This window comes from Methanotorris igneus Kol 5 (assembly GCF_000214415.1).
Taxonomy (GTDB): domain Archaea; phylum AGJL01; class Methanococci; order Methanococcales; family Methanococcaceae; genus Methanotorris; species Methanotorris igneus.
On sequence record NC_015562.1, the window covers coordinates 497,952 to 516,466 of the forward strand.

The window sequence follows — 18,515 nt, forward strand, 5'->3', positions numbered from 1 at the left end:
ACCGAAAAATTTATATAGAACTTCAACGGTATGTATGTAATGAAGATAAAGAATAAATAGTATTAAGAACAAACCTTTTAGTGTAGGGGGTGATACTACATGTTCGGAAGAGACCCATTTGCAGAAATTGAAAAAATGATGATGGAAATGTTCATGACTCCATTCACAACATCAAGAATGTCCTACAGAATGGGAGGGGGCACATCAATAGAAATCTCCGGAAAAGGTTTCATGCCAGTTGCAATTATTGAAGGGGATGAACACATTAAAGTCGTAGCAATGCTTCCAGGAGTCAATAAAGAAGACATCGTATTAAATGCTGTTGGAGACACACTTGAAATAAGGGCTAAGAAAGCCCCATTAATGATAACAGAATCTGAAAGAGTTGTCTACTCAGAAATTCCAGAAGATGAAGAATTATATAGAACAATAAAATTACCAGCAGCTGTAAAAGAAGAAAACGCATCAGCTAAATTCGAAAATGGATTATTAATTGTCACATTACCTAAAGCAGAAAAATCTGTTAAGAAAGGAATTAATATTGAGTAAATTCGTAATGTGATTTTTTTATTTTATTTTTATTTTTTGCTTTTTAGATTTATTAATTTAAATTAATAAATAAAATTTTTAAGATAATTACATTTAAATGAAATCTTTGGACTTATAAAGCTAAAAAACCATGCAAAAAATAAAAAAATAAGCATAGAATTGAGAATAGAATAATTATAGTTGTATTTAGCAATTATTTTTTAAATAATTTAGTTTTTCAATAATCCTGCAGCATCTAATGCTAATCTAACTTCTTCTGTTGAAGCTCCTTTTTCAATATCTACTTTTTTGTCTGTTGGTTCAATGTGTTTTATGTTGCATCTTCTTCTTTTAACTTCTCCATCAATAAGGACAAAGTTTCTGTCTATTATGTCGACAATAACACATGTTTTTCCTGCTTCTCTTCCCATTGTTTTTATACAAACTCTCCCAATTTCAATTGCTGGCATGATACCTCACCTCATTTTTTGTTGTTGTGATTGTCGCCAATCACAACTCATTCTCAAAATGGGGAGGTATTAATATCATCTGCCTACTTTTTTAAGTTATCGATTGCGGTGCAGATGATATTAAATACCCCATCAACACCCCATTTTGATGTATCGATAACCAAATCATATATGGATAAATCATCTATATCTATGTTATATATCTCTTTATATCTTTTTTTCTCACTTTGCTCTCTTTCGAGCATCTTTCTCATGGCTTCTTCAACATCTTCATTTTCTCTAATACTTATTCTCTCAGCTCTAACCATTGGGGGGGCTTTGAGCCAAATTGCCAAATCTATTTTTATGTTATTTCTCATTAACATCCATGCTGCTAATCTTCCTTCCAGTACAATATTCCCTTCTTTTGCCATTTCTACTTGCCTTCTGTCTATCTCTTTATCTACTTCTTCATTTTCCTCTGCATACTTACTGAACTCTGATAAATCCATGCCCATTTCTTTTGCCATGTCTCTGAATATGAATCCTGCACAAACGTGCTTTAAACCATACTTTTCAGCAATTTTCTTTGCCATTGTTGTTGTTCCTGTTCCTGGCAGGCCCCCAATGGTTATGATCATGCTTACACCTTAACTTAATTGAATAACTTCTTTAAAATTTAAAAATTAGTATATATACTTTTCGCATTTAAAAATTTTTGAAAATTTTGAAGGTATTTTAAAAATTAGTTAAATTCCTATTCGTTTACAAAGTTATATTTGACATGCTTCTTGCTTTTTGGATCATTAATCTTCTCAAACATTTTGGACACAAGTAGCCACCATATGGCCTCTCTGGCCTCTTCTCTGTCTTAGCAAGTTTTCTTATTTCAACAGGCCTTCCTCTTGGGACTCCATTTAAAATATTCCCACAAACTGCACACTTATGCTTTGCTGGTTTTTTTCTTCTGTAGTGGATTACAGTCCTGTTTCCAGGGACTCTTCTATATACCTTCCTGTATGAACTTGATCTGTACCTTGGAGCAGGCATTTTATAACCTCCAATAAAATTTTCCAACATCTATTTAATCTTAAAATATATAAAGATTTTGGGTATTAAGATGCCACTACTCTTTATATGTCTCCAAAAGAGTTGATAAACAACATATTAATCCATAAATTTAAATATATTTATGACAATTTCGAATATAAAATAATGAAAATAGAAAACAATCAAAACAACATTAAAATAAATGGCGCAGGGGAAGGGATTTGAACCCTTGCGGGGCAGAGCCCCATGGGATTTCAAGTATTGCGTTGTGATATAGTAAATACAAAACTAATATATAAAGTTTTCTATTAAAACAAAAGTGTTATTTTCAAGATTAGCATAAATCCGATAATGTTTTTAACCTTATTTTTTGATAATCTCAAAGAAAATTTTAAAGGACTGCTATTTTTGGAATATTGGTTTGTAAGATTAAAATTTTGCAGAATATATCGAAAGGTATAAATATATAGATTGTAGTAATTCTATACTAATATTGGATTGAACTACTCTTTTTAGCCCTTCCCCTTCCGAGATACGTTCTATGAGGAGGGGGCTTTAGGGTAGAGGTTAGTGTCGTTGTCTTTTTAAAAAGTTGATTATTTTGGATTTTGGAGGGGTTATTGTGTATGTGCATGTTTGTCCTTATTGTCTCAATCCTGTTTTATGTTATCAAAAGGATTATTTAGAGCACGAAGTGCATCCAGTTAAGGTGGATGTTGAAAATTTAGAGTGTAGTGTTCTTTTAGGCTCAAAAATCTACAAAAATGCCCAATGTTCAAATTTGCAGGGATTGAAAATTGTTGCTGGAAAAATAGCGAGTAAGTTAAAGTTGGGTGGTGATGAGAAAAAAGCGTTCATGGAAAAGGTTGAAGAGTTAAAAAGGCAACATCCTCGGTGGAAAGATTATAAGATTTTAGAAACTGCTTTAAATTCTGTTTTACAGGGTGGTTGAGTTGGGTGTTAAATCAATTATTCAAATGTTGTTGTTTTTGGGGGTTTCTTTTTATCTAATTTGGAAGAAGTTGATTTTAACGGAGTTTGCTATTTTGGGTACTATTGTGGGTTTGATTATTCATTGGAGTTTGACAAATAAGGGAAACAAAGATATTATCAATATTAAACCACTTGGGGCTGGTTTTAGAGTTCTGTTTTATGATATTTATCTGGCAACTATCTTCATTCGGGGGTTTTTGGATGGGTTCAGTTATGAAATTCTGTTTTGGATTGGAATTCTTGTTTTGTTGATTACCATGGACTATTTTGTTGAGGGGTGATTACTATGGTGAAAAAAATATTATTTATTTTGCTTTCACTTTTAGCAGTAGTATCAATATCTGCGGTAAGTGCTGAATCTTATATGGTTAAGATTGATGGGCTGAGTGATGATGTAATTAATCAAACGTTACAGTCCATTACGTGGAAGTATTATACTCCTCAGTATAATTTCATTGGAAATGGAATTATAACATTTCCAACAGAGAAAGATTATATTAGATTCATTCTTCCATATGATGGAGGAAATGCTTTTGCATTTCCACCAGAGATTGTAGAAATTCCATACGGATACGTTGTTACATTCAGGGGCTCAGCAAGTCGTTCGGCATCATGTATTATTGAATTTGAGGATTATACAATGCCATCGACTATTGCAATAGGGGGTTATACACCTGGTGGTGGAAGTGGAATATACGATGACAGCGGAAATCGCTTATCTGGAAATACATACGCATACAATCTTAGACCTCTGAATACTATTGTAATTAAAGTGTGGGATAATGGTGTTGGACCTTCATGGACGAAGGGGGCTATATTCTCTAAGGCTCCTGTGAAAAATATAACTAATAATGGAATTTCGGCATCTATTGTTCAATATAAACGTATTAAATATCCTTTAACAATAAAAACCGCACCAGGTGCTGAAGTATATGTTGATGGAGTTAAAGAAGGAACAACTGATGAAAATGGAGTTTTTACAACTTTCAAAGAGCCTGGAACTTATACAGTTAAAGTAGTTATTAGTGGAATTTCATCAATCGAAAAAACAGTAGATGTTCAATCAGATATAAACAATACAGTTAGTTTTGATTATGGAACTGTAAATATTAAAGTAGTTGATGGGCTTTCAGGAGAAAGTTTAGCGGGTGTAAGTGTTTCAGGAGATTTAACAACAACAATTGATGGAACTTTTACAACTAATATGCCTTATGGAGAATATACTTTAATCTTCCATAAGGGTGGTTATTGGAATGATACAAGGACAATAACTGTAGATGGGGACAAAAACATAACAATCGAATTATTCCCAACTAAAAGCATTTTGAAAATCTCACAAACACCTGAGGATATTGAAACTTATCCATCCTCAATGTTTGAAGTAGTTCTAAATCTTGAACCAATTCAAGATGCCTATTCAACCAAATTGTACATTACGGGAGTTGATGTCATAAAGATCCAAAAGAACGGCATAAACATTCCAGAATCTAATGATGGTTCATATATTATTGGGGATCTTAAAGAACCTACAAATGTGAAGATTGTATTTGCAACTCCTGATTCTACTGGAGGGCATCAATTTATTGTTAGATTCATATGCTCTGATATTCTTGGGAATGAGTATGTTACTCAGAAAACCATTACTTATCAAGTTCAGGATTTACCATTCATTGTGCAACAACCTCCATCATGGAGTATTGGGGATAATGAAGTATCTATTATTGAACAGTCTGGAGATGATTATTCAGTATTGTTAATGTTAAAGAATGCTAATGGTTCAGTAATTTGGTCTAAAAGCGGTGCACTAAGCGCTTATGACACTCAAACATTCACAATCCCAATAACTGCTCCAGGAAATTATGTTTTAGAAATTTCAGCAAAAAACGGAGAGGTAACAACATACGTTCCAATAACCGTAGTTGAGCCAATAAAACTTCTAACTCCAGAAGTTGAAGCAGGTAAGGGGCAAGTAGCAACAGTTGAATTGGAAATAAAAAACCCAACTAATGAAGTAAAATACTACGATGCAATAATCACTGGCAGTATATTTTCAAATAATTCAGAGACTCCAAAGACTACGTTTTCAATTGCACCTGGAGAAACAAAAACAGTAGAATTAAAGTTTGAAGTTCCAGATGATTTAGAATATGATAGTTATGAAATTTCAGTTCAAGTATTCGAAAAAGATAGTTCAAAACCGATATTCACTGACAAAGTTGTATTGAAGATTGTTGAAAGTTCATTCCTTCCAATTGGTGGGGGAGAGGACATTCCAACATGGGCATTGGCAGTAGGTATTCTTTTAATTGGGGGAATTGGGGCATACTTTATTATGAAAAGATAATCTCTTTTTTAAAATCTCATTTTTTAGGTGGTTTTATGTGGTTTTTAAAAGCATCTAAAAGATTTGTTTTAAAAAAGTTAAAATCAAAAAGAGGGATTATTCCTGCAATCGTTGCAGGAGTGCTTGTAGGGCTACTCATCGGTGCCGCAATCGATTATATATCTGACGGGGAACTTGACTTAGACATGAAAAAAGATTCTGCAGTAGTTACTGATGGTAAGATGCCAACTGACAAGGAGCTTATAAATGATACTGATATTGAAAGCACATTTGCAATGACAAAAGCAACATCTGAGGATGAAGTTGCAAAGGACCTTTTGGAATTAAGGCAACAACTTCAAACTACGTTGGTAGCGTATGATAAGCAAGTTACTGGGAGTTTGGCAGATATTAGGGTAACACTTAAAGGACCTGATAAAATTTATGGACCTTCTGCATTCCCAGTATTGATAAATATATATGCCCCATGCGCAGACGATCCAAGTGAAAATAAGGTCCACATCCAGGAAGTCAAGGTTTATGTGGTGGATAGTAATGGACAGAAATGGTGGATAACAACGTGGAAAGGAGATAAAATATTAAGAAACTCTGAATACACATGGCATTTTATTGTTAAGACGCCCGATCCATATTATGGAATAGCAAAAAGCATGCTAACAACTCCTGATAGAGAAAAACTATTGGAATTATTAAATTCTAAGTTAGATAAGTTTGAATTAGTTGTTGAGGTGAAAGGTTACAGGGAAGTTTGGATTTGGAAAACAATTACACATGAGGATGGTACTGTAACAGAGGTAAAAGAGCATGTTAGAGACGATCCAATTTCAGCAACACTTACATCATTATCTGCATGGAATCATGAAAATGCTGGAAAATATTCAACAGGTGGGTTCTCAGGTTCATTACCTATTAAGTTCGCAGATAAAAGGGAATATGTGGCATACAAAACAGATGTTAATGGTGCTGTCTCAAATATGATTGCAAGGGTTTGGGCAACTCCTGTTCACGTGCTCTCATCATCTGCTGATTACAAAGTTGCATTTATTGCTAATCCAAGCTACTTTAACCCACTTAACCCTGTGATTGCAGATGACTTTACAGCATTTGTTTTAAGAAATTATAATGGAAATTGGGTTGTTGCATCAAAATCTTCTGATAATTTTGGAGATCTTGGAAATTTGAATATTTTTGCTACATCTTTACAGTATAAAACAGATGACCTAACAACAGGATATGAGACATATATTTTGATTTTTGCAAACGTGAAAGTTAATGATGACGCAGGACAAAGAGAACTGCCAATATGGTTAATTGCCAAGCCAGCGATTTCAGTACTAACAAACACTGAAGTAACACTAAGTGACGAAAGAGTGCAAGAAATTGCTGAATTACTGCAAAAAGATGAGATGACTGATGAAGACATTGCAAGGATACAAGACACTTTAGCTACAATGATTTCATCACTTGAAAAGAAGAAAAATGCGGCTTTAAACTTTGCAGATAAGACAACAAATGAAGATGCAAAAGATCTCGCAAAAAAAGCAGCAGAATATTATGATAAATCAATTGAACAGTTGAGAAGCATTGAAGGTTCAAAAGATGCGGACAAAATAAAATTAGCATTGAAGTTGTCAAAAAACTATGAGATGATTGGTGACTATTACTACTCAGCAGCACAAAAAACAGCATGGGGATTGGAAGAACAGGCACAGTTGGATATTCAGAATGCACAGAAAATAGAAGAAACTACAAAACAATATGAACCGTCAGTATGGTTCAGTGCAGGTTCTATGGTGGGTAGTGCTTGGCAGTCATTTAAAGAAGGCCTTGGAATTGGAAATATTCCAGATTGGGTGCTTATTTTAGTGGTGATTATTTTGGTCGTTGGCGGTGCGATAATTGTACTTAAGCTCTTCTAATGCTCTTTTGTGTTCTTTTATTTTTTAAATTCTCTTTTTCAAACTTTAACAAATATTTTGGAGGTGTTTTTTATGGCGTCTAAAACTAACTGGGGAATGTGGTTTGTAAAGGCATCAGTTTGTTCTCTTGCAGCAGGAGGATTATTCTACTATGCAGGACAGCAATCAGTTACTTTTAATGAGATAGTAACAACCTTTGCATCACTCCCCTTACTCGTTGTTATTCTTGTTGAAATACTCGACAAATTCGTGGATAAGAGTGATGTGTACAAAAACATTTATGCGTTTGTACAAACGAAAAATGATGCTTCTGCATATTTTGCAGTGTTCCTTACAGCAGTTCTCGCATTCTTTGGGATTTTATGGTTGATTACAGGTTCTTTAACATTAAACGTTGGAACGGTAAGTCCAGCAGTAATAACTGTTGCAGGATTGCTCACTCTGTATATTTTAGCTCCTGAAACGGGAGACGATGAAATCATACTATTTTTATGGGTAGGAGCTACAATAGCAACATTTGGAAAGTATTTCACTTTGATACCTCATATTCCAGGGTTTGGAGGATAAATGAACAGGTGATTATATGTGATTCAGCAAGTTATAGCAGCAATCTTAACTTTTTTGCTATGTTTTGTGTGTAGTGATAAGGTAATGGTAATTGGAGAAAAGTTGGGGCTGGATGGGACATTAGCTTGGTGTGTTACTACATTTTTAGTTATAATATCGGTATGGAAGCTTGCATCTAGAGATTGGGGCTTTGGAGATGCAGTTGCAACAATTGTCATTAGTATTTTAATAATGTTGTATTACACGCAAGATGTAGGGAAGATTGTTTTAGAAATTTCTAAAGTCATATTGGGTATTAGTGTTGGAGTTATAATTGGATATCTTGCTAAAGGTGATGATTAAGGTGGGTGAAATGGATGTAAGCTCTATTTTGAGTATAATACAGCAACATTGGTTGGAGATTCTCATTATCCTTGCAATTGGCTTTATTTTAAGAAATATAAAGTGGATTGCAATAGCAGTGCTGATTTTTATAGCACTATCTTACTTTGGCCTTTTAGACCAAATAAAAGATGTGATATTTGGCCAAAGAGGAATAATTCTTGATTTTCTCAAAAACTACACATCCACATTGATAAATCAGACAATAAATGAAACTCTGAACCAAACAATCAACCAAACCATTTCAAATCTAACCACATAGGTGAAAAAATGGCTAAAAAAGTAGTTGGAAGAATAAAAAGGCAAAAGGGGAAGTTCTACTATGTGGACAAACAAGGCAACATTGTTGAAGCTGATAGAAAAGACATGATGAAAAATAAAAGAAAATCTAAAAAGAAAAAAAGGTGATTAAATGGAACGGAACATTACTATTGGATTAATAATTGCTCTGGTGCTCACATGCATTGGAGCGTTCTGGATGAGCTCACATAGTAGTGAGGGTGGAGGATTTTTAATTGATTTTTTACAAAATTTAACAGCTGATAACTCAACAACTAATGATACCTACCTAAACGATACCTACACAAATTCAACAATTAATGAAACAATTAACAATACTGACAATTCAACAGTAAATGAAACAGTAACCGATGATAATTCAACAACATTAACACTATCATTCTCAACTGCTGCTGTATTTGACAACTCAACTAACAGTTCTATAATATCAGTTGATGCATCAAAAGAGAACATAACCGTCGGTATTGTGTTATTTACATCCTATGACAATGCCAACTTCACTGAAGCAGCATCACTTGCTAATGTAACATTGCCGACAACAATAACTGTTCCAGTAAATACATCATATTCGGAGATGTATTACTACTTAGAGATACTGTATAACAATGTTACCTATGTAATCCCTGAGAACACAACTGAAGTTGTCAACATAAGTATAACATAAGTGGTATTATGAAACGCATTCTCTTTTTTACTTTTTTAACTGTCTTTTTAATTTCTTTTGCTATTTTAGGACATCAGAAAGACGATAATGAGATAATAAAAGAGAAACTTTTAGAATTTGGCTATCCTGCAAAAGGATATGTCATAATCAACAATACTATCAGGTATTCAGACGGTTCTTTTGTGGTCCTATCAACACCACCAAAAAAGTATCCAATAACTGCCATTGGTGCGTACAATCTTGCTAAGAAATACCTTGATGAAAAATACAACAAGATGTTGGAAGAGCATAATTATTATCTTGATGTTGAACCTGGGAGTATTAGAGAATATGAAAAAGATGGGAACTATTACTGGCAGTTTAAGTTATTATTTGGAAAGAAAGGAACAAAAGGAGATTTCATGGGCTATGTTTTAGTTAATAGAAAAACGGGTAGTGTGAAGATTAAGGGGCTCTTTGGGTAGGGAATATGATACAAAAAATTATGACTATTTTAATGCTGGTCCTATTGAGTGGTGCCTATGCTAATTCAATTGTGGTGTATAATCCAGAGACTGGAACCTATTACACTTGCTATCCGAAGAACACAACTAATGGAAAAACAATTTACATACTCAATGTTAGCAGTGCCACTCGGGATGATAACATCACAATAATACATAAAATTGTCATAGAGAACCAAACTGCAGTAATGGTCAGGGCATATAATGCTCTAATTGCTGAATTAGAAAGAAACATATCAAAATTACAAAAAGAACTTGATAAGAAAAACAAATTGTTAGCAGAATATATCTCTTACAAAAAGAAGAACGTAGAGTTACAAAAAAACATTACACAATTACAAAAACAAATTACAACACTAAAAGCAGAAAATGAACTAATCAAACAACAAAATGAAGTATATAAATCAATTATAACTGATTTAATCAACAAACAATCAAATGAAACAAAAGAAGAATACATTATGGCATATAATGAATGGAAAAAGGATGTTTCTAACTTCAAAACTTCTGTTATCATTGGGGGATTAGTATGTTTAATAATTGGAGTACTATTAATAAAGTTCAAAAAAAGGTATGACTATCCAGTGTGAAAACTTTTTTTTGACTGTTTTTTTTCAACTACTACACGATGCTATATATTTTTTTATTCGCTATTTGGCTAATAAATCAATATTTTCTAAAAATAACAATTTTTAGGGATTTTTAATTTTTTTAACTACTACAAAGTGGTGGCCAGTTATGGAAGTGCAAATATATCTTGGTAGAGGGAAGGCATTAGGTTGGAGAAAACACGGAAATAAAACTCTAAGAAAACTATCAATAAAAACAGAAGAAGCAAATCACACATTATTCATTGGAGGTTCAGGGTTTGGAAAGACAACAGTCATGAGGGGGATGATAGAAGCTATATGGGCGGCATACACCGAAAAAGGGATTTATCCATTAATCTTTGTTTTTGAAAGAAAAATTGACGTTTCAAAAGCCGAAAAAATAAAAGAAATCTATTATATTGAAACCCAAAAATATCCCCGAGCACAATGCATGAAAAAATATGGAGAAAAGACGTGGAAATACGTTGAGTGGTATATCCAACAAATGAAAAAATACCCCCACCTATATGGAAGCCCTGGAGATTTTGCCATGGGAATGCCAAATGTTTTAGGAAAATACACAAGATTGTCTGGAGATAATTCTATTTTGGGATACTTTGGTTTAGAACCAAAAGCATATCCAGTTACTCGATTTGTATTTAGGCCAAGAAGGCGTCTAAACAATATAAAAGCAGATAACGGCTGGAAAACTGAAGTTATAGATGCAAAGATAAAATATAGCAACATAAACTATGCATTTCTTGAAAACCTAACAAATGTCGGAACTGGGACACTACACGGAGAAAGATTAAGAAAAATATGGGATATTGAGGGTATTAGAGACCCAGATAAAGTTTTGGAAATTGCACTCCAACATGAGAAAAACCCTGATAACCCATCTAAAACATACATGAGAATTGAAGAAACGATGGACAGATTAAAAAAAGACAGACTATTTTCCTCAGATGAAAGTTTCTTCAAACACATATCCCCAAAAAGAATTAACATCATCGATTTTTCCCAAAACTCCGATTTAACCCATGAAGAAGAGAACCTTATTTTTAAAATGATTGTTGAGTGGGCGATAAAAGTAGCATTCAAGTATAAAATCCCCGTCTTCTTTTTCATTGATGAAATTCAAAACTTCATAACAAACCAGCATGGAAAGTATGCAATTACAAAAATCTACAGAGAAGGAAGGTCTTTGGGAATAAACCTCTTTGGAGCTACCCAGTTTCTAACAGGATTAGATAAAATATTGATTGACGGTGCTATGCACATTGCCATAGTTGGGAAAGTTGTAAGATTAGATGACGCTAAATTATTGGCAAACATGGTTCCAAACCTCGACATTGATGATATCATGATGGAAGAATGCAATTCAATAGATGAATACTTGAAAATCAAACAAAAGAACAAGTTTAGGGGCTATTTTATTTACGACAAACAATTTTGTGAAAGAATTACCTACAGACATCCACAATCCTTGTAGGTGGACTATATGGGACTCTTTGGAAAGCTCAAGACCAAACCCAACATACAAGAGACACCACCAAATACACCACAACAAGAACCAGAAAATCCTCAAAACACAGAAATCCAAGAAACTAAAAAAGAAAAAACATTAAACCCAATCAAAATACTAAAAAAGAAAAAAATTGACAAAGAAAAAGAAAATACGGCATTAGTAGCATTGGCACCATATAAAGTAAAACAAAAAATCATCATTTGGAACACTGGGAGGGGAGAAAAAATATACGGATATCCAGTAGCAATGATACCCCACCCAAACGGCATGTATGTAATACTATACAGGAGAAGATGCATGGACTGGCTTGAAGAACTCACTGTAACCATAAAATCACTAATTACTGGAAAAAAAGAGCAGTATAGGGCAGTGCATGTTCCAGAAGAATGTTTGGACATTTCTGAGGACATCATTACAATCTATGCTCATAGTTTTGCCATTGTTGACAACCATACTGAAATTGCAATCCCACTTGCAAAAGACCCAAGAGAAAGACTTGCATACCTATTGGCACACCAAGAAGCAGAGATGTATAGGAATGCACTTGAAAAAATTGGATATGAACTCACAAATGTTATTGACTCTGCTCTTAACTTAAACCCAACCATGAGGGCATATATTGGAAAAGAAACCATGAGTGACAAGAAGAAAAAGACGTCCAAAACCAAAGAGTTTGCAGGGTTTGATATGAGTTTCTCTTTTGACAAGTTCTTGAAATCTTTAGGTGATTATGATGAACGAGAATGAAAATTTTGAAGGTTTTGAAGACATTTCATTTGAAGAAGAAGACATAAAAATTCCAGATTTTGGAGATGATGAACCAACTGAAAAACCCGAAAACACCCAGCCAGAACGCAAACCCGAAACAACCCCTGTACAAGAAGAAAAACTAATCAATTTTGATGAACTTTACAAAAAAATAATGATTAGAATAGGAGAACGGTTGAAAATCATACATAACATCACGTATCAAGATAGAATCAAGATTTTGACAGTTGAAATTCTAAACGATTTAGAACTGCTTAATGAACTCATAAAAGCAAAACTTGGAGGTGAATAAAATGGGATTCTTAAGTATATTCAAAAGGGATAGACAAGAGAATATCCAAAACCTACAACAAACTGAAATAAGAGAAATAAATGATTATGAGACCAAATACAACGAACTACTTGAAGAAATCAACATGCTAAAAAATGATTTGCTTGCAATGTTTAGAAAAGATGCTTATTATCTAAGTTTAAGCAAGATTGCCTATACGGGTGGAGTAGAAGAAGCCGAAATATGGATTGATTATCATTCTGGAAGGATTTCAGCATTGACAGCACCATTAACAAGATTATTTAGAATAATTGGAGAAGACCCATCAATATTAGAGCAAATACTCCTTGAAGAAAAGAATAAAGCGATTAATGACATCCTAAGTTGTGAGAAAATACAAGAAGCATTAGAAGAAGACATTAAACAACTGAGGGAAGCTAAAGACTTCAAAGAAAAATTAGAGCAGTTTAAAAAACTCATTGAAGAAGGGAAAATAAGATAAGAGGACTATGGATAAATTGTGGCTCATTAATTATTTGATAAATTTTACATTTGAAGAATAATCTTTAACTAATGTTTCTATAAGACCTTGTGGGTATTCCCACATATCTATTATAAATTCTACAGGATTTCCACAATTTGGACAATTTCCTTCATAAGATATCGGCCATAATATTTCTTGATCCATATCTTTTACTTTTTGAGCTACTTTTTCACCCTCGTTAATCTCTACCTCTGCATCAAACCTTTCTCCACAATCACAACAAATAACAGGAACATAAGCTGATACAATCTTACAATTGGCGTAAGTTACTGGAAATGACCCTCCCCCTTCAGTGATTTCTATAGTATAATCTTCCCAGTGTGTCCCATCTGCGTCATCTTTTGGACATTTTATATTGATAATTACTTTCATGGACTATTACCCCCCAAAAGCTTCGAAATCATGTTGGTATTTTAATATCCTGTTGTTATTGTATTTAAATATTATTATTTACCATTTTACATTGATGTCTCAACTTCAATAAAAGACCAAAAAGACCAAAATAAAGGAAATAAGGTATAGAGAGATGATATATCATAAACCAAATATCTCAATGAGGCCTTTTATCCTTATTATCCAATCTGCAATATATTCTCCCTTAATTATAGTAGTTCTTATATAATGTTTTATTTTGCTCCATAGATGTTCTTTTTCATTAGCATCTGTTGTTGTAAGGATTTTGTGTGCTAAATATCCAATATTAAGTGCCTCATTATCTAATTGAGAAGAGGTTCCGATAATGTTTAGTATTTTTCTAACCACTGTATCAATAATTTCTACCCTGGATTTGCCTTTAATAACTATATCAGCCCCCCTATTGGAAAATTGGCTATTTGCTATCGTAAGGTTAGAACTATGTACATCCAAACCAATATCATTATTATGCAAATATACTCTACTCATAGACACTTGGGAATTCTCAGCAACTATTCCTACAGGAAAATTCTTTATAATTACATTGCGGAGAACTACATCTCTTGCATTATTGAGTTTAATAGCAGTAGGGTGATAGCTTAACATAGTAACACCATTCTCATTTTTTATTTATTGTTGAAGGTTAGGGGAAGTGAAAACATTAACATTCACAATATTTGGTTTATTTTTTGGATTTTAGATTATTTATTAATTTTGCATAAGACTAAAAAATATAGACAAAAAATCTATTCCTGTGGATATACCATATTTCTTGTTTATCATGTAAATTCAGATGATGTTAGAGTTTTATGACCTATTGGATTTACCAGTAAAAGGTAATCTTTTGGTTATTTTATTACCCAAGGTTAGAAATTTTTGGACACTCTTAAACATGGTGGGGATACCATGAAAGATAATTGGGACATGGAACTCGACTATGAAGAAGCCAAAAAACAACTACTAAAACTAATAGAACAATACCGAACCAAAAAACCACTATACCAAAAGGATAAAATTGCCCTCACATACCTCTTAATTGGACTAATCCAATTAAGAAATGGATGCAGAATAGGGGAGGCAGTTGAAGGGCTAATAAAAATAATAGAAACAAATGAAAAAGAAGTCAAAGTCAAAGTAGAAAAAAGAAAAGACAACACAAAAAGAAAAATAATCTTACCAAAAGAAATCACAAACAACGATTTAGAAACTGTTAAAGAAGTTATTGAATCTTGGAAAGGAAAAGAATTAAGAAGAATAGCAAATAACGCATCAAAATGGTTTTTAACAAACCTTAAAATCAACACACACTCCCTTAGGTATGCATACATCTCCCATTTAGGAAGGCAACAAATCCCAGCCCAAATAATAGCCTCAATTACAAAACACAAAAACATGAACATGATCATGAAATACACTCAAGAAAAGATAGCAGATGATGTTTTAAGGAGGATAGGATGATTGAAATCGACCTTAATAAAATAGTAAATTGGAAAGAAATTGAAAGAATAAAAAACCTATCCAAAAAAGATTTTGTATTAGTTAGAATTCCAAAAGGCGTATATGAAAACAAAAAAATGAAATACAAAATTGAAATGTTAAAAAAAGAACCAACCATATACTTAGAAATAAAAACAAAGAAAAGAGGGAGAAAGAAAAAAGTTGACGACCCTATAAAGCAAAAGATTATTAACTTAATAAAAGAAGGCTACTCAATTAGAGAAGTTGGGAAAGAATTGGGTATATCAAAATCCACAGTTTGGGAATATGCAAAAGAAACAATCAAAGAAATGAAAAAAGAAGAACTTATGCAATTGGTTTGGAAGTATAAAGAATACCTAATTAAAAATGAACTATACACCCCACAAGTGCAAATACTATTTTCTGAATTAGAAATGCATATTAAAAATAATGATTTTGAAAATACCCATAAAAAATTAAAAGAGATAATAAAATATACCAACGAGGATGATTAATTTAATTCTCGCTTAATGAGTAAATCTATAAAGTTCTGCTTTTTGTGGGTCTATCTTTTCAACTTCTTCTAAAATTTCTTTTTCTTTATAAGTGAGTCCCATTCTATGATACAGTTCTGCTTTTTTAAGCATAATATCCACATTGTCAGGTTCTATTTTTAATGCTTCATCATAACACAATAGAGCATCTTTATATTTTCCTTTTAATTCTAAATAATCTGCCTTTTGAACCCAATAATACGCATTATCTGGATTTAATTCTATAGCTTTGTTGATATACTCGATAGATTTATCCAAGTCATCAAGAATATAGCACTGAGCCATATAAGAGTAGTAAATATCTTTGTTTGGGTTCAATTCTATTGCTTTACCAATGTATTTCCTTGCAGTTTTGTAATCACATGTTACGGCATAGTGGGAAGGTTCATTAGTAATATAGTATGATGTATATGTTAAACCCATCCAGAAATAAGCATCTGCAAAGTTAGGGTCTATTCGGATGGATTTATTAAAACATTCTACAGCTTTGGCTGATTCATTAAGCTGATAATAAATCTTTCCCTTAAGGTACCAAGCCCACTTATCGTTTGGATTTTCTTTAATTGCCTTATCACAATAGATCAGAGCCGTTTGATACCTACCCTCTTTATACATATTGAAAGCAGTTGCTACGTTGGGAGATATTTCATTTTTACTATTTTTAGATGATTGGGGAATATCAACACATCCAGCGATGGTAACTACTACACAAATAAATATAAACCCCAACTTACTAAAAATCCTCAATAGGCACCACCTCCCCCTCTATAAAAATACTATTATCTTGCTATTTTCATTAAAATTTTTTCCATTTGAATTTTTTTATCTTAAAAATTTATATATTCAAATTTATAAATCCAAAAACCAAATAAAAAATAAAAATTAAGCAATTCAAATAATCTCAAACTCTCCTTTTCTTAATATTTCTTCTAACATCCAATATGAAATTCCATACTTCTTCTCAAACTCTTTTGCACTTAATTCAAAAAATCAATCATGCGAATTCTTATCCTCCTACCTTCTTTGGTTTGATTTTTGCCATCTTCAACCATTTAAACCACCTATAACGCTCCAAATCTTTTAACTTCTTTGGCCTCTTGGATGAGTTTGTTAATCCTTGCATTGTTTCTTTGAATCTGCTCCTCTATCTCCACCATCATAGCATAAAGTTCATCCCTCATTTTTTGGAGTTCTTTCTTCTCCTTAATTAATTGGGCATTTTCTCTCTTCAACCGTCTAATCTCATCTAAAATACTTTTAACCCCCATCCCCATACAACCACCTTTTTAATTTCTCATTTAGACACGAATCTCATTTGATGAAGATTGCATCATACCCCTTCTCCCCCTTCATAATATTGTGCAATGTTATAATCTCCCTAATCAACCCCTCTGCATTAGTTAAATGGGTTAAAAATCCAATCTCATCCCCATTATGATAATCAGATTTTGCCCTTTCAACTTCATTAACAAGTCTTGATAAAAGACCCTCAACCTCCATAACCACCACCAAAACATTTATAAATCCCAAAAAATAGAAAGAAAAATGGCATTAGAGGTATCTTTTATAATATTTATTTTTTGAATTGAAACTGGCTCATGTGCCTTTGCTATTCCTTCTTCCCTTAATTCCTTAATGCAATTCTGAATGTCTTTTAAAGTTAGAGGTTTGTAAATCCCTTCCCCGCAAGGGTTCCCCTGTTCATCCATAGACAGCCAGAATATCGGGGCAATCCTATTCCCCTTTTCCAATTCTTCACGCATCTCCTGTTTCAATAAATTCTTTAGTATTTCCTTTGTATCAACTCCAAGTTCTTCCAATTCATCTAAAATATCATTAATAATTTGCTCCTTCTCCTTCTCAGTTAAATTAACAGCATACTTAACATCCTCAACCTGCTTTATCCTATACTTTACATATTCCTCCTTGCTAATCCTAACATCCTCTCCAAGCCCACGCCATTTGTTGCCCCTATGGTATATTACAGTGCCATTGTTTGAAATGTATTTGTAAAACCTCTCTTTCTTTTCCATAGACCTCACCCTTTCAGCATAGGTTTTAAGAACCTTGTCATCCAAACCTCCATGTTGTCTCAACTTTTCAGGTAATGAATAGTTAGGGGCTACAACTTCTTCCATAACTATTCCTCCAATCTCTTTTTAAAAATCCCAAATTTTCTCAACCCCAAGTAACTCAAGAAACTCAATAATTCGCTCCCCCTGCTTTTTTGAACATTCCATTTCCCCAACAACCTCAACCCCCTTCCGAACCTCAATTTTATATTTTTTAGAATGTCCATCATAAGCAATCCAGACTGACTTATCCCCTATTTTATACTCCTTCATAGCAATCACACTTAGGACCTATGGCGAAAATTTTCCGCACAAACTATTATGGTCCTTTGGCGAAACTTTTTCGCATATAGATCCAGGGCTTACCTCCCACCCAACTCTGGCAACGCCGTCATGTTGCTTGGGTGGTCATTTAATTAATTCTGTTAGTAAAATTATGTTCGAACATATTTTTACGAATAGACATATAATTATAATCATATATAAAATCTTCTCTTTAAATTTCTTAATATGTGAGATTAGAAAAGTTAATAACAAAAGGTAAAAAGAAAATTTTTTATTCATTAAAATAAATTATTCAAAATAAATTAACTGATGTCTATTTTGGGAATGTTTTCT

The 18,515-nt window shown here is 33.0% G+C and carries 28 protein-coding genes; 18 read left to right on the forward strand and 10 right to left on the reverse strand.

Annotation, left to right across the window (positions count from 1 at the left end; translation table 11 throughout):
* Positions 1-99: 99 nt before the first annotated feature.
* A complete protein-coding gene (locus METIG_RS02400) occupies positions 100-549 on the forward strand; it encodes an Hsp20/alpha crystallin family protein (protein ID WP_013798653.1) in 450 nt (149 codons plus the stop codon).
* A gap of 209 nt (positions 550-758) precedes the next feature.
* Here the strand turns inward: METIG_RS02400 and METIG_RS02405 are convergent, their stop codons facing one another.
* The 3 genes from METIG_RS02405 to METIG_RS02415 all read right to left on the reverse strand — a co-directional run bounded on the left by METIG_RS02405 (position 759) and on the right by METIG_RS02415 (position 2,027).
* Positions 759-998 carry a 50S ribosomal protein L14e gene (locus tag METIG_RS02405; protein WP_013798654.1) on the reverse strand — a complete coding sequence of 80 codons (240 nt, stop codon included), beginning with the start codon at positions 996-998 and terminating at the stop codon, positions 759-761.
* Positions 999-1,081: 83 nt separating this feature from the next.
* Complete coding sequence (gene cmk, locus METIG_RS02410; RefSeq protein ID WP_013798655.1) at positions 1,082-1,618, reverse strand: (d)CMP kinase; 537 nt, start codon at positions 1,616-1,618, stop codon at positions 1,082-1,084.
* A gap of 124 nt (positions 1,619-1,742) precedes the next feature.
* Entirely contained in the window at positions 1,743-2,027 is a 285-nt protein-coding gene (locus METIG_RS02415) for a 50S ribosomal protein L34e (protein ID WP_013798656.1), read from the reverse strand.
* Positions 2,028-2,628: 601 nt separating this feature from the next.
* Here METIG_RS02415 and METIG_RS02420 point away from each other — a divergent pair.
* The 15 genes from METIG_RS02420 to METIG_RS02485 all read left to right on the forward strand — a co-directional run bounded on the left by METIG_RS02420 (position 2,629) and on the right by METIG_RS02485 (position 13,357).
* Positions 2,629-2,979: a hypothetical protein gene (locus METIG_RS02420; protein ID WP_245527622.1), complete on the forward strand. Its 351-nt coding sequence runs from the start codon at positions 2,629-2,631 to the stop codon at positions 2,977-2,979.
* Positions 2,972-3,301: a hypothetical protein gene (locus tag METIG_RS02425; protein ID WP_245527623.1), complete on the forward strand. Its 330-nt coding sequence runs from the start codon at positions 2,972-2,974 to the stop codon at positions 3,299-3,301. The genes METIG_RS02420 and METIG_RS02425 overlap by 8 nt, the downstream gene beginning before the upstream one ends.
* A 5-nt stretch (positions 3,302-3,306) precedes the next feature.
* Positions 3,307-5,364, forward strand: coding sequence for a PEGA domain-containing protein (locus METIG_RS02430; protein WP_013798659.1), 2,058 nt, complete (start codon positions 3,307-3,309; stop codon positions 5,362-5,364).
* Positions 5,365-5,399: 35 nt separating this feature from the next.
* Positions 5,400-7,283, forward strand: a complete 1,884-nt coding sequence (locus METIG_RS02435; RefSeq protein ID WP_013798660.1) for a hypothetical protein — start codon at positions 5,400-5,402, stop codon at positions 7,281-7,283.
* Between the two features lie 72 nt (positions 7,284-7,355).
* Positions 7,356-7,850 (forward strand): hypothetical protein, encoded by a 495-nt coding sequence (locus METIG_RS02440; RefSeq protein ID WP_013798661.1) that lies wholly within the window; start codon positions 7,356-7,358, stop codon positions 7,848-7,850.
* 18 nt (positions 7,851-7,868) lie between these two features.
* Positions 7,869-8,192 carry a hypothetical protein gene (locus METIG_RS02445; protein WP_013798662.1) on the forward strand — a complete coding sequence of 108 codons (324 nt, stop codon included), beginning with the start codon at positions 7,869-7,871 and terminating at the stop codon, positions 8,190-8,192.
* A 10-nt stretch (positions 8,193-8,202) separates the two neighbouring features.
* Positions 8,203-8,493, forward strand: a complete 291-nt coding sequence (locus METIG_RS02450) for a hypothetical protein (RefSeq protein ID WP_013798663.1) — start codon at positions 8,203-8,205, stop codon at positions 8,491-8,493.
* 8 nt (positions 8,494-8,501) lie between these two features.
* Positions 8,502-8,639 carry a hypothetical protein gene (locus tag METIG_RS09510; protein ID WP_013798664.1) on the forward strand — a complete coding sequence of 46 codons (138 nt, stop codon included), beginning with the start codon at positions 8,502-8,504 and terminating at the stop codon, positions 8,637-8,639.
* 4 nt (positions 8,640-8,643) lie between these two features.
* Positions 8,644-9,195, forward strand: coding sequence for a hypothetical protein (locus tag METIG_RS02455; RefSeq protein WP_013798665.1), 552 nt, complete (start codon positions 8,644-8,646; stop codon positions 9,193-9,195).
* Between the two features lie 8 nt (positions 9,196-9,203).
* The gene (locus METIG_RS02460; protein WP_013798666.1) at positions 9,204-9,659 is read left to right on the forward strand and encodes a hypothetical protein; all 456 of its coding nucleotides are present in this window, start codon (positions 9,204-9,206) and stop codon (positions 9,657-9,659) included.
* A gap of 32 nt (positions 9,660-9,691) precedes the next feature.
* The gene (locus tag METIG_RS02465; protein WP_245527624.1) at positions 9,692-10,288 is read left to right on the forward strand and encodes a hypothetical protein; all 597 of its coding nucleotides are present in this window, start codon (positions 9,692-9,694) and stop codon (positions 10,286-10,288) included.
* Positions 10,289-10,436: 148 nt separating this feature from the next.
* The gene (locus tag METIG_RS02470; protein ID WP_013798668.1) at positions 10,437-11,780 is read left to right on the forward strand and encodes an ATP-binding protein; all 1,344 of its coding nucleotides are present in this window, start codon (positions 10,437-10,439) and stop codon (positions 11,778-11,780) included.
* A gap of 9 nt (positions 11,781-11,789) precedes the next feature.
* Complete coding sequence (locus METIG_RS02475; RefSeq protein WP_013798669.1) at positions 11,790-12,563, forward strand: hypothetical protein; 774 nt, start codon at positions 11,790-11,792, stop codon at positions 12,561-12,563.
* Positions 12,550-12,876 (forward strand): hypothetical protein, encoded by a 327-nt coding sequence (locus METIG_RS02480; RefSeq protein WP_048055498.1) that lies wholly within the window; start codon positions 12,550-12,552, stop codon positions 12,874-12,876. The genes METIG_RS02475 and METIG_RS02480 overlap by 14 nt, the downstream gene beginning before the upstream one ends.
* 1 nt (position 12,877) lies before the next feature.
* On the forward strand, positions 12,878-13,357 hold the full coding sequence (locus METIG_RS02485) for a hypothetical protein (RefSeq protein WP_013798671.1): 480 nt from the start codon (positions 12,878-12,880) through the stop codon (positions 13,355-13,357).
* 30 nt (positions 13,358-13,387) lie between these two features.
* Here METIG_RS02485 and METIG_RS02490 read toward each other — a convergent pair whose 3' ends face one another.
* Entirely contained in the window at positions 13,388-13,771 is a 384-nt protein-coding gene (locus METIG_RS02490; RefSeq protein ID WP_013798672.1) for a hypothetical protein, read from the reverse strand.
* A gap of 162 nt (positions 13,772-13,933) precedes the next feature.
* Positions 13,934-14,419, reverse strand: coding sequence for a hypothetical protein (locus METIG_RS02495; protein ID WP_013798673.1), 486 nt, complete (start codon positions 14,417-14,419; stop codon positions 13,934-13,936).
* Positions 14,420-14,719: 300 nt separating this feature from the next.
* Here METIG_RS02495 and METIG_RS02500 point away from each other — a divergent pair, with 300 nt between their 5' ends.
* Positions 14,720-15,271: a tyrosine-type recombinase/integrase gene (locus METIG_RS02500; RefSeq protein ID WP_013798674.1), complete on the forward strand. Its 552-nt coding sequence runs from the start codon at positions 14,720-14,722 to the stop codon at positions 15,269-15,271.
* Positions 15,268-15,786 carry a helix-turn-helix domain-containing protein gene (locus tag METIG_RS02505; protein WP_013798675.1) on the forward strand — a complete coding sequence of 173 codons (519 nt, stop codon included), beginning with the start codon at positions 15,268-15,270 and terminating at the stop codon, positions 15,784-15,786. The genes METIG_RS02500 and METIG_RS02505 overlap by 4 nt, the downstream gene beginning before the upstream one ends.
* A gap of 12 nt (positions 15,787-15,798) precedes the next feature.
* Here the strand turns inward: METIG_RS02505 and METIG_RS02510 are convergent, their stop codons facing one another.
* The 5 genes from METIG_RS02510 to METIG_RS02530 all read right to left on the reverse strand — a co-directional run bounded on the left by METIG_RS02510 (position 15,799) and on the right by METIG_RS02530 (position 18,170).
* The gene (locus METIG_RS02510) at positions 15,799-16,572 is read right to left on the reverse strand and encodes a tetratricopeptide repeat protein (protein ID WP_013798676.1); all 774 of its coding nucleotides are present in this window, start codon (positions 16,570-16,572) and stop codon (positions 15,799-15,801) included.
* A 314-nt stretch (positions 16,573-16,886) separates the two neighbouring features.
* Complete coding sequence (locus METIG_RS02515; protein ID WP_013798677.1) at positions 16,887-17,099, reverse strand: hypothetical protein; 213 nt, start codon at positions 17,097-17,099, stop codon at positions 16,887-16,889.
* Positions 17,100-17,136: 37 nt separating this feature from the next.
* The gene (locus METIG_RS02520; RefSeq protein WP_013798678.1) at positions 17,137-17,325 is read right to left on the reverse strand and encodes a hypothetical protein; all 189 of its coding nucleotides are present in this window, start codon (positions 17,323-17,325) and stop codon (positions 17,137-17,139) included.
* 17 nt (positions 17,326-17,342) lie between these two features.
* On the reverse strand, positions 17,343-17,963 hold the full coding sequence (locus METIG_RS02525; protein ID WP_013798679.1) for a hypothetical protein: 621 nt from the start codon (positions 17,961-17,963) through the stop codon (positions 17,343-17,345).
* A gap of 21 nt (positions 17,964-17,984) precedes the next feature.
* The gene (locus tag METIG_RS02530; RefSeq protein WP_013798680.1) at positions 17,985-18,170 is read right to left on the reverse strand and encodes a hypothetical protein; all 186 of its coding nucleotides are present in this window, start codon (positions 18,168-18,170) and stop codon (positions 17,985-17,987) included.
* Positions 18,171-18,515: the final 345 nt, after the last annotated feature.

Bases quoted from the DNA above. Each gene is read 5' to 3' on its own strand.
- METIG_RS02400 (WP_013798653.1), top strand. From the start codon at position 100: ATGTTCGGAAGAGACCCATTTGCAGAAATTGAAAAAATGATGATGGAA.
- METIG_RS02405 (WP_013798654.1), bottom strand. From the start codon at position 998: ATGCCAGCAATTGAAATTGGGAGAGTTTGTATAAAAACAATGGGAAGA.
- cmk (WP_013798655.1), bottom strand. From the start codon at position 1,618: ATGATCATAACCATTGGGGGCCTGCCAGGAACAGGAACAACAACAATG.
- METIG_RS02415 (WP_013798656.1), bottom strand. From the start codon at position 2,027: ATGCCTGCTCCAAGGTACAGATCAAGTTCATACAGGAAGGTATATAGA.
- METIG_RS02430 (WP_013798659.1), top strand. From the start codon at position 3,307: ATGGTGAAAAAAATATTATTTATTTTGCTTTCACTTTTAGCAGTAGTA.
- METIG_RS02435 (WP_013798660.1), top strand. From the start codon at position 5,400: ATGTGGTTTTTAAAAGCATCTAAAAGATTTGTTTTAAAAAAGTTAAAA.
- METIG_RS02440 (WP_013798661.1), top strand. From the start codon at position 7,356: ATGGCGTCTAAAACTAACTGGGGAATGTGGTTTGTAAAGGCATCAGTT.
- METIG_RS02450 (WP_013798663.1), top strand. From the start codon at position 8,203: ATGGATGTAAGCTCTATTTTGAGTATAATACAGCAACATTGGTTGGAG.
- METIG_RS09510 (WP_013798664.1), top strand. From the start codon at position 8,502: ATGGCTAAAAAAGTAGTTGGAAGAATAAAAAGGCAAAAGGGGAAGTTC.
- METIG_RS02455 (WP_013798665.1), top strand. From the start codon at position 8,644: ATGGAACGGAACATTACTATTGGATTAATAATTGCTCTGGTGCTCACA.
- METIG_RS02460 (WP_013798666.1), top strand. From the start codon at position 9,204: ATGAAACGCATTCTCTTTTTTACTTTTTTAACTGTCTTTTTAATTTCT.
- METIG_RS02465 (WP_245527624.1), top strand. From the start codon at position 9,692: ATGCTGGTCCTATTGAGTGGTGCCTATGCTAATTCAATTGTGGTGTAT.
- METIG_RS02470 (WP_013798668.1), top strand. From the start codon at position 10,437: ATGGAAGTGCAAATATATCTTGGTAGAGGGAAGGCATTAGGTTGGAGA.
- METIG_RS02475 (WP_013798669.1), top strand. From the start codon at position 11,790: ATGGGACTCTTTGGAAAGCTCAAGACCAAACCCAACATACAAGAGACA.
- METIG_RS02480 (WP_048055498.1), top strand. From the start codon at position 12,550: ATGAACGAGAATGAAAATTTTGAAGGTTTTGAAGACATTTCATTTGAA.
- METIG_RS02485 (WP_013798671.1), top strand. From the start codon at position 12,878: ATGGGATTCTTAAGTATATTCAAAAGGGATAGACAAGAGAATATCCAA.
- METIG_RS02490 (WP_013798672.1), bottom strand. From the start codon at position 13,771: ATGAAAGTAATTATCAATATAAAATGTCCAAAAGATGACGCAGATGGG.
- METIG_RS02495 (WP_013798673.1), bottom strand. From the start codon at position 14,419: ATGTTAAGCTATCACCCTACTGCTATTAAACTCAATAATGCAAGAGAT.
- METIG_RS02500 (WP_013798674.1), top strand. From the start codon at position 14,720: ATGAAAGATAATTGGGACATGGAACTCGACTATGAAGAAGCCAAAAAA.
- METIG_RS02505 (WP_013798675.1), top strand. From the start codon at position 15,268: ATGATTGAAATCGACCTTAATAAAATAGTAAATTGGAAAGAAATTGAA.
- METIG_RS02515 (WP_013798677.1), bottom strand. From the start codon at position 17,099: ATGGGGATGGGGGTTAAAAGTATTTTAGATGAGATTAGACGGTTGAAG.
- METIG_RS02520 (WP_013798678.1), bottom strand. From the start codon at position 17,325: ATGGAGGTTGAGGGTCTTTTATCAAGACTTGTTAATGAAGTTGAAAGG.
- METIG_RS02525 (WP_013798679.1), bottom strand. From the start codon at position 17,963: ATGGAAGAAGTTGTAGCCCCTAACTATTCATTACCTGAAAAGTTGAGA.
- METIG_RS02530 (WP_013798680.1), bottom strand. From the start codon at position 18,170: ATGAAGGAGTATAAAATAGGGGATAAGTCAGTCTGGATTGCTTATGAT.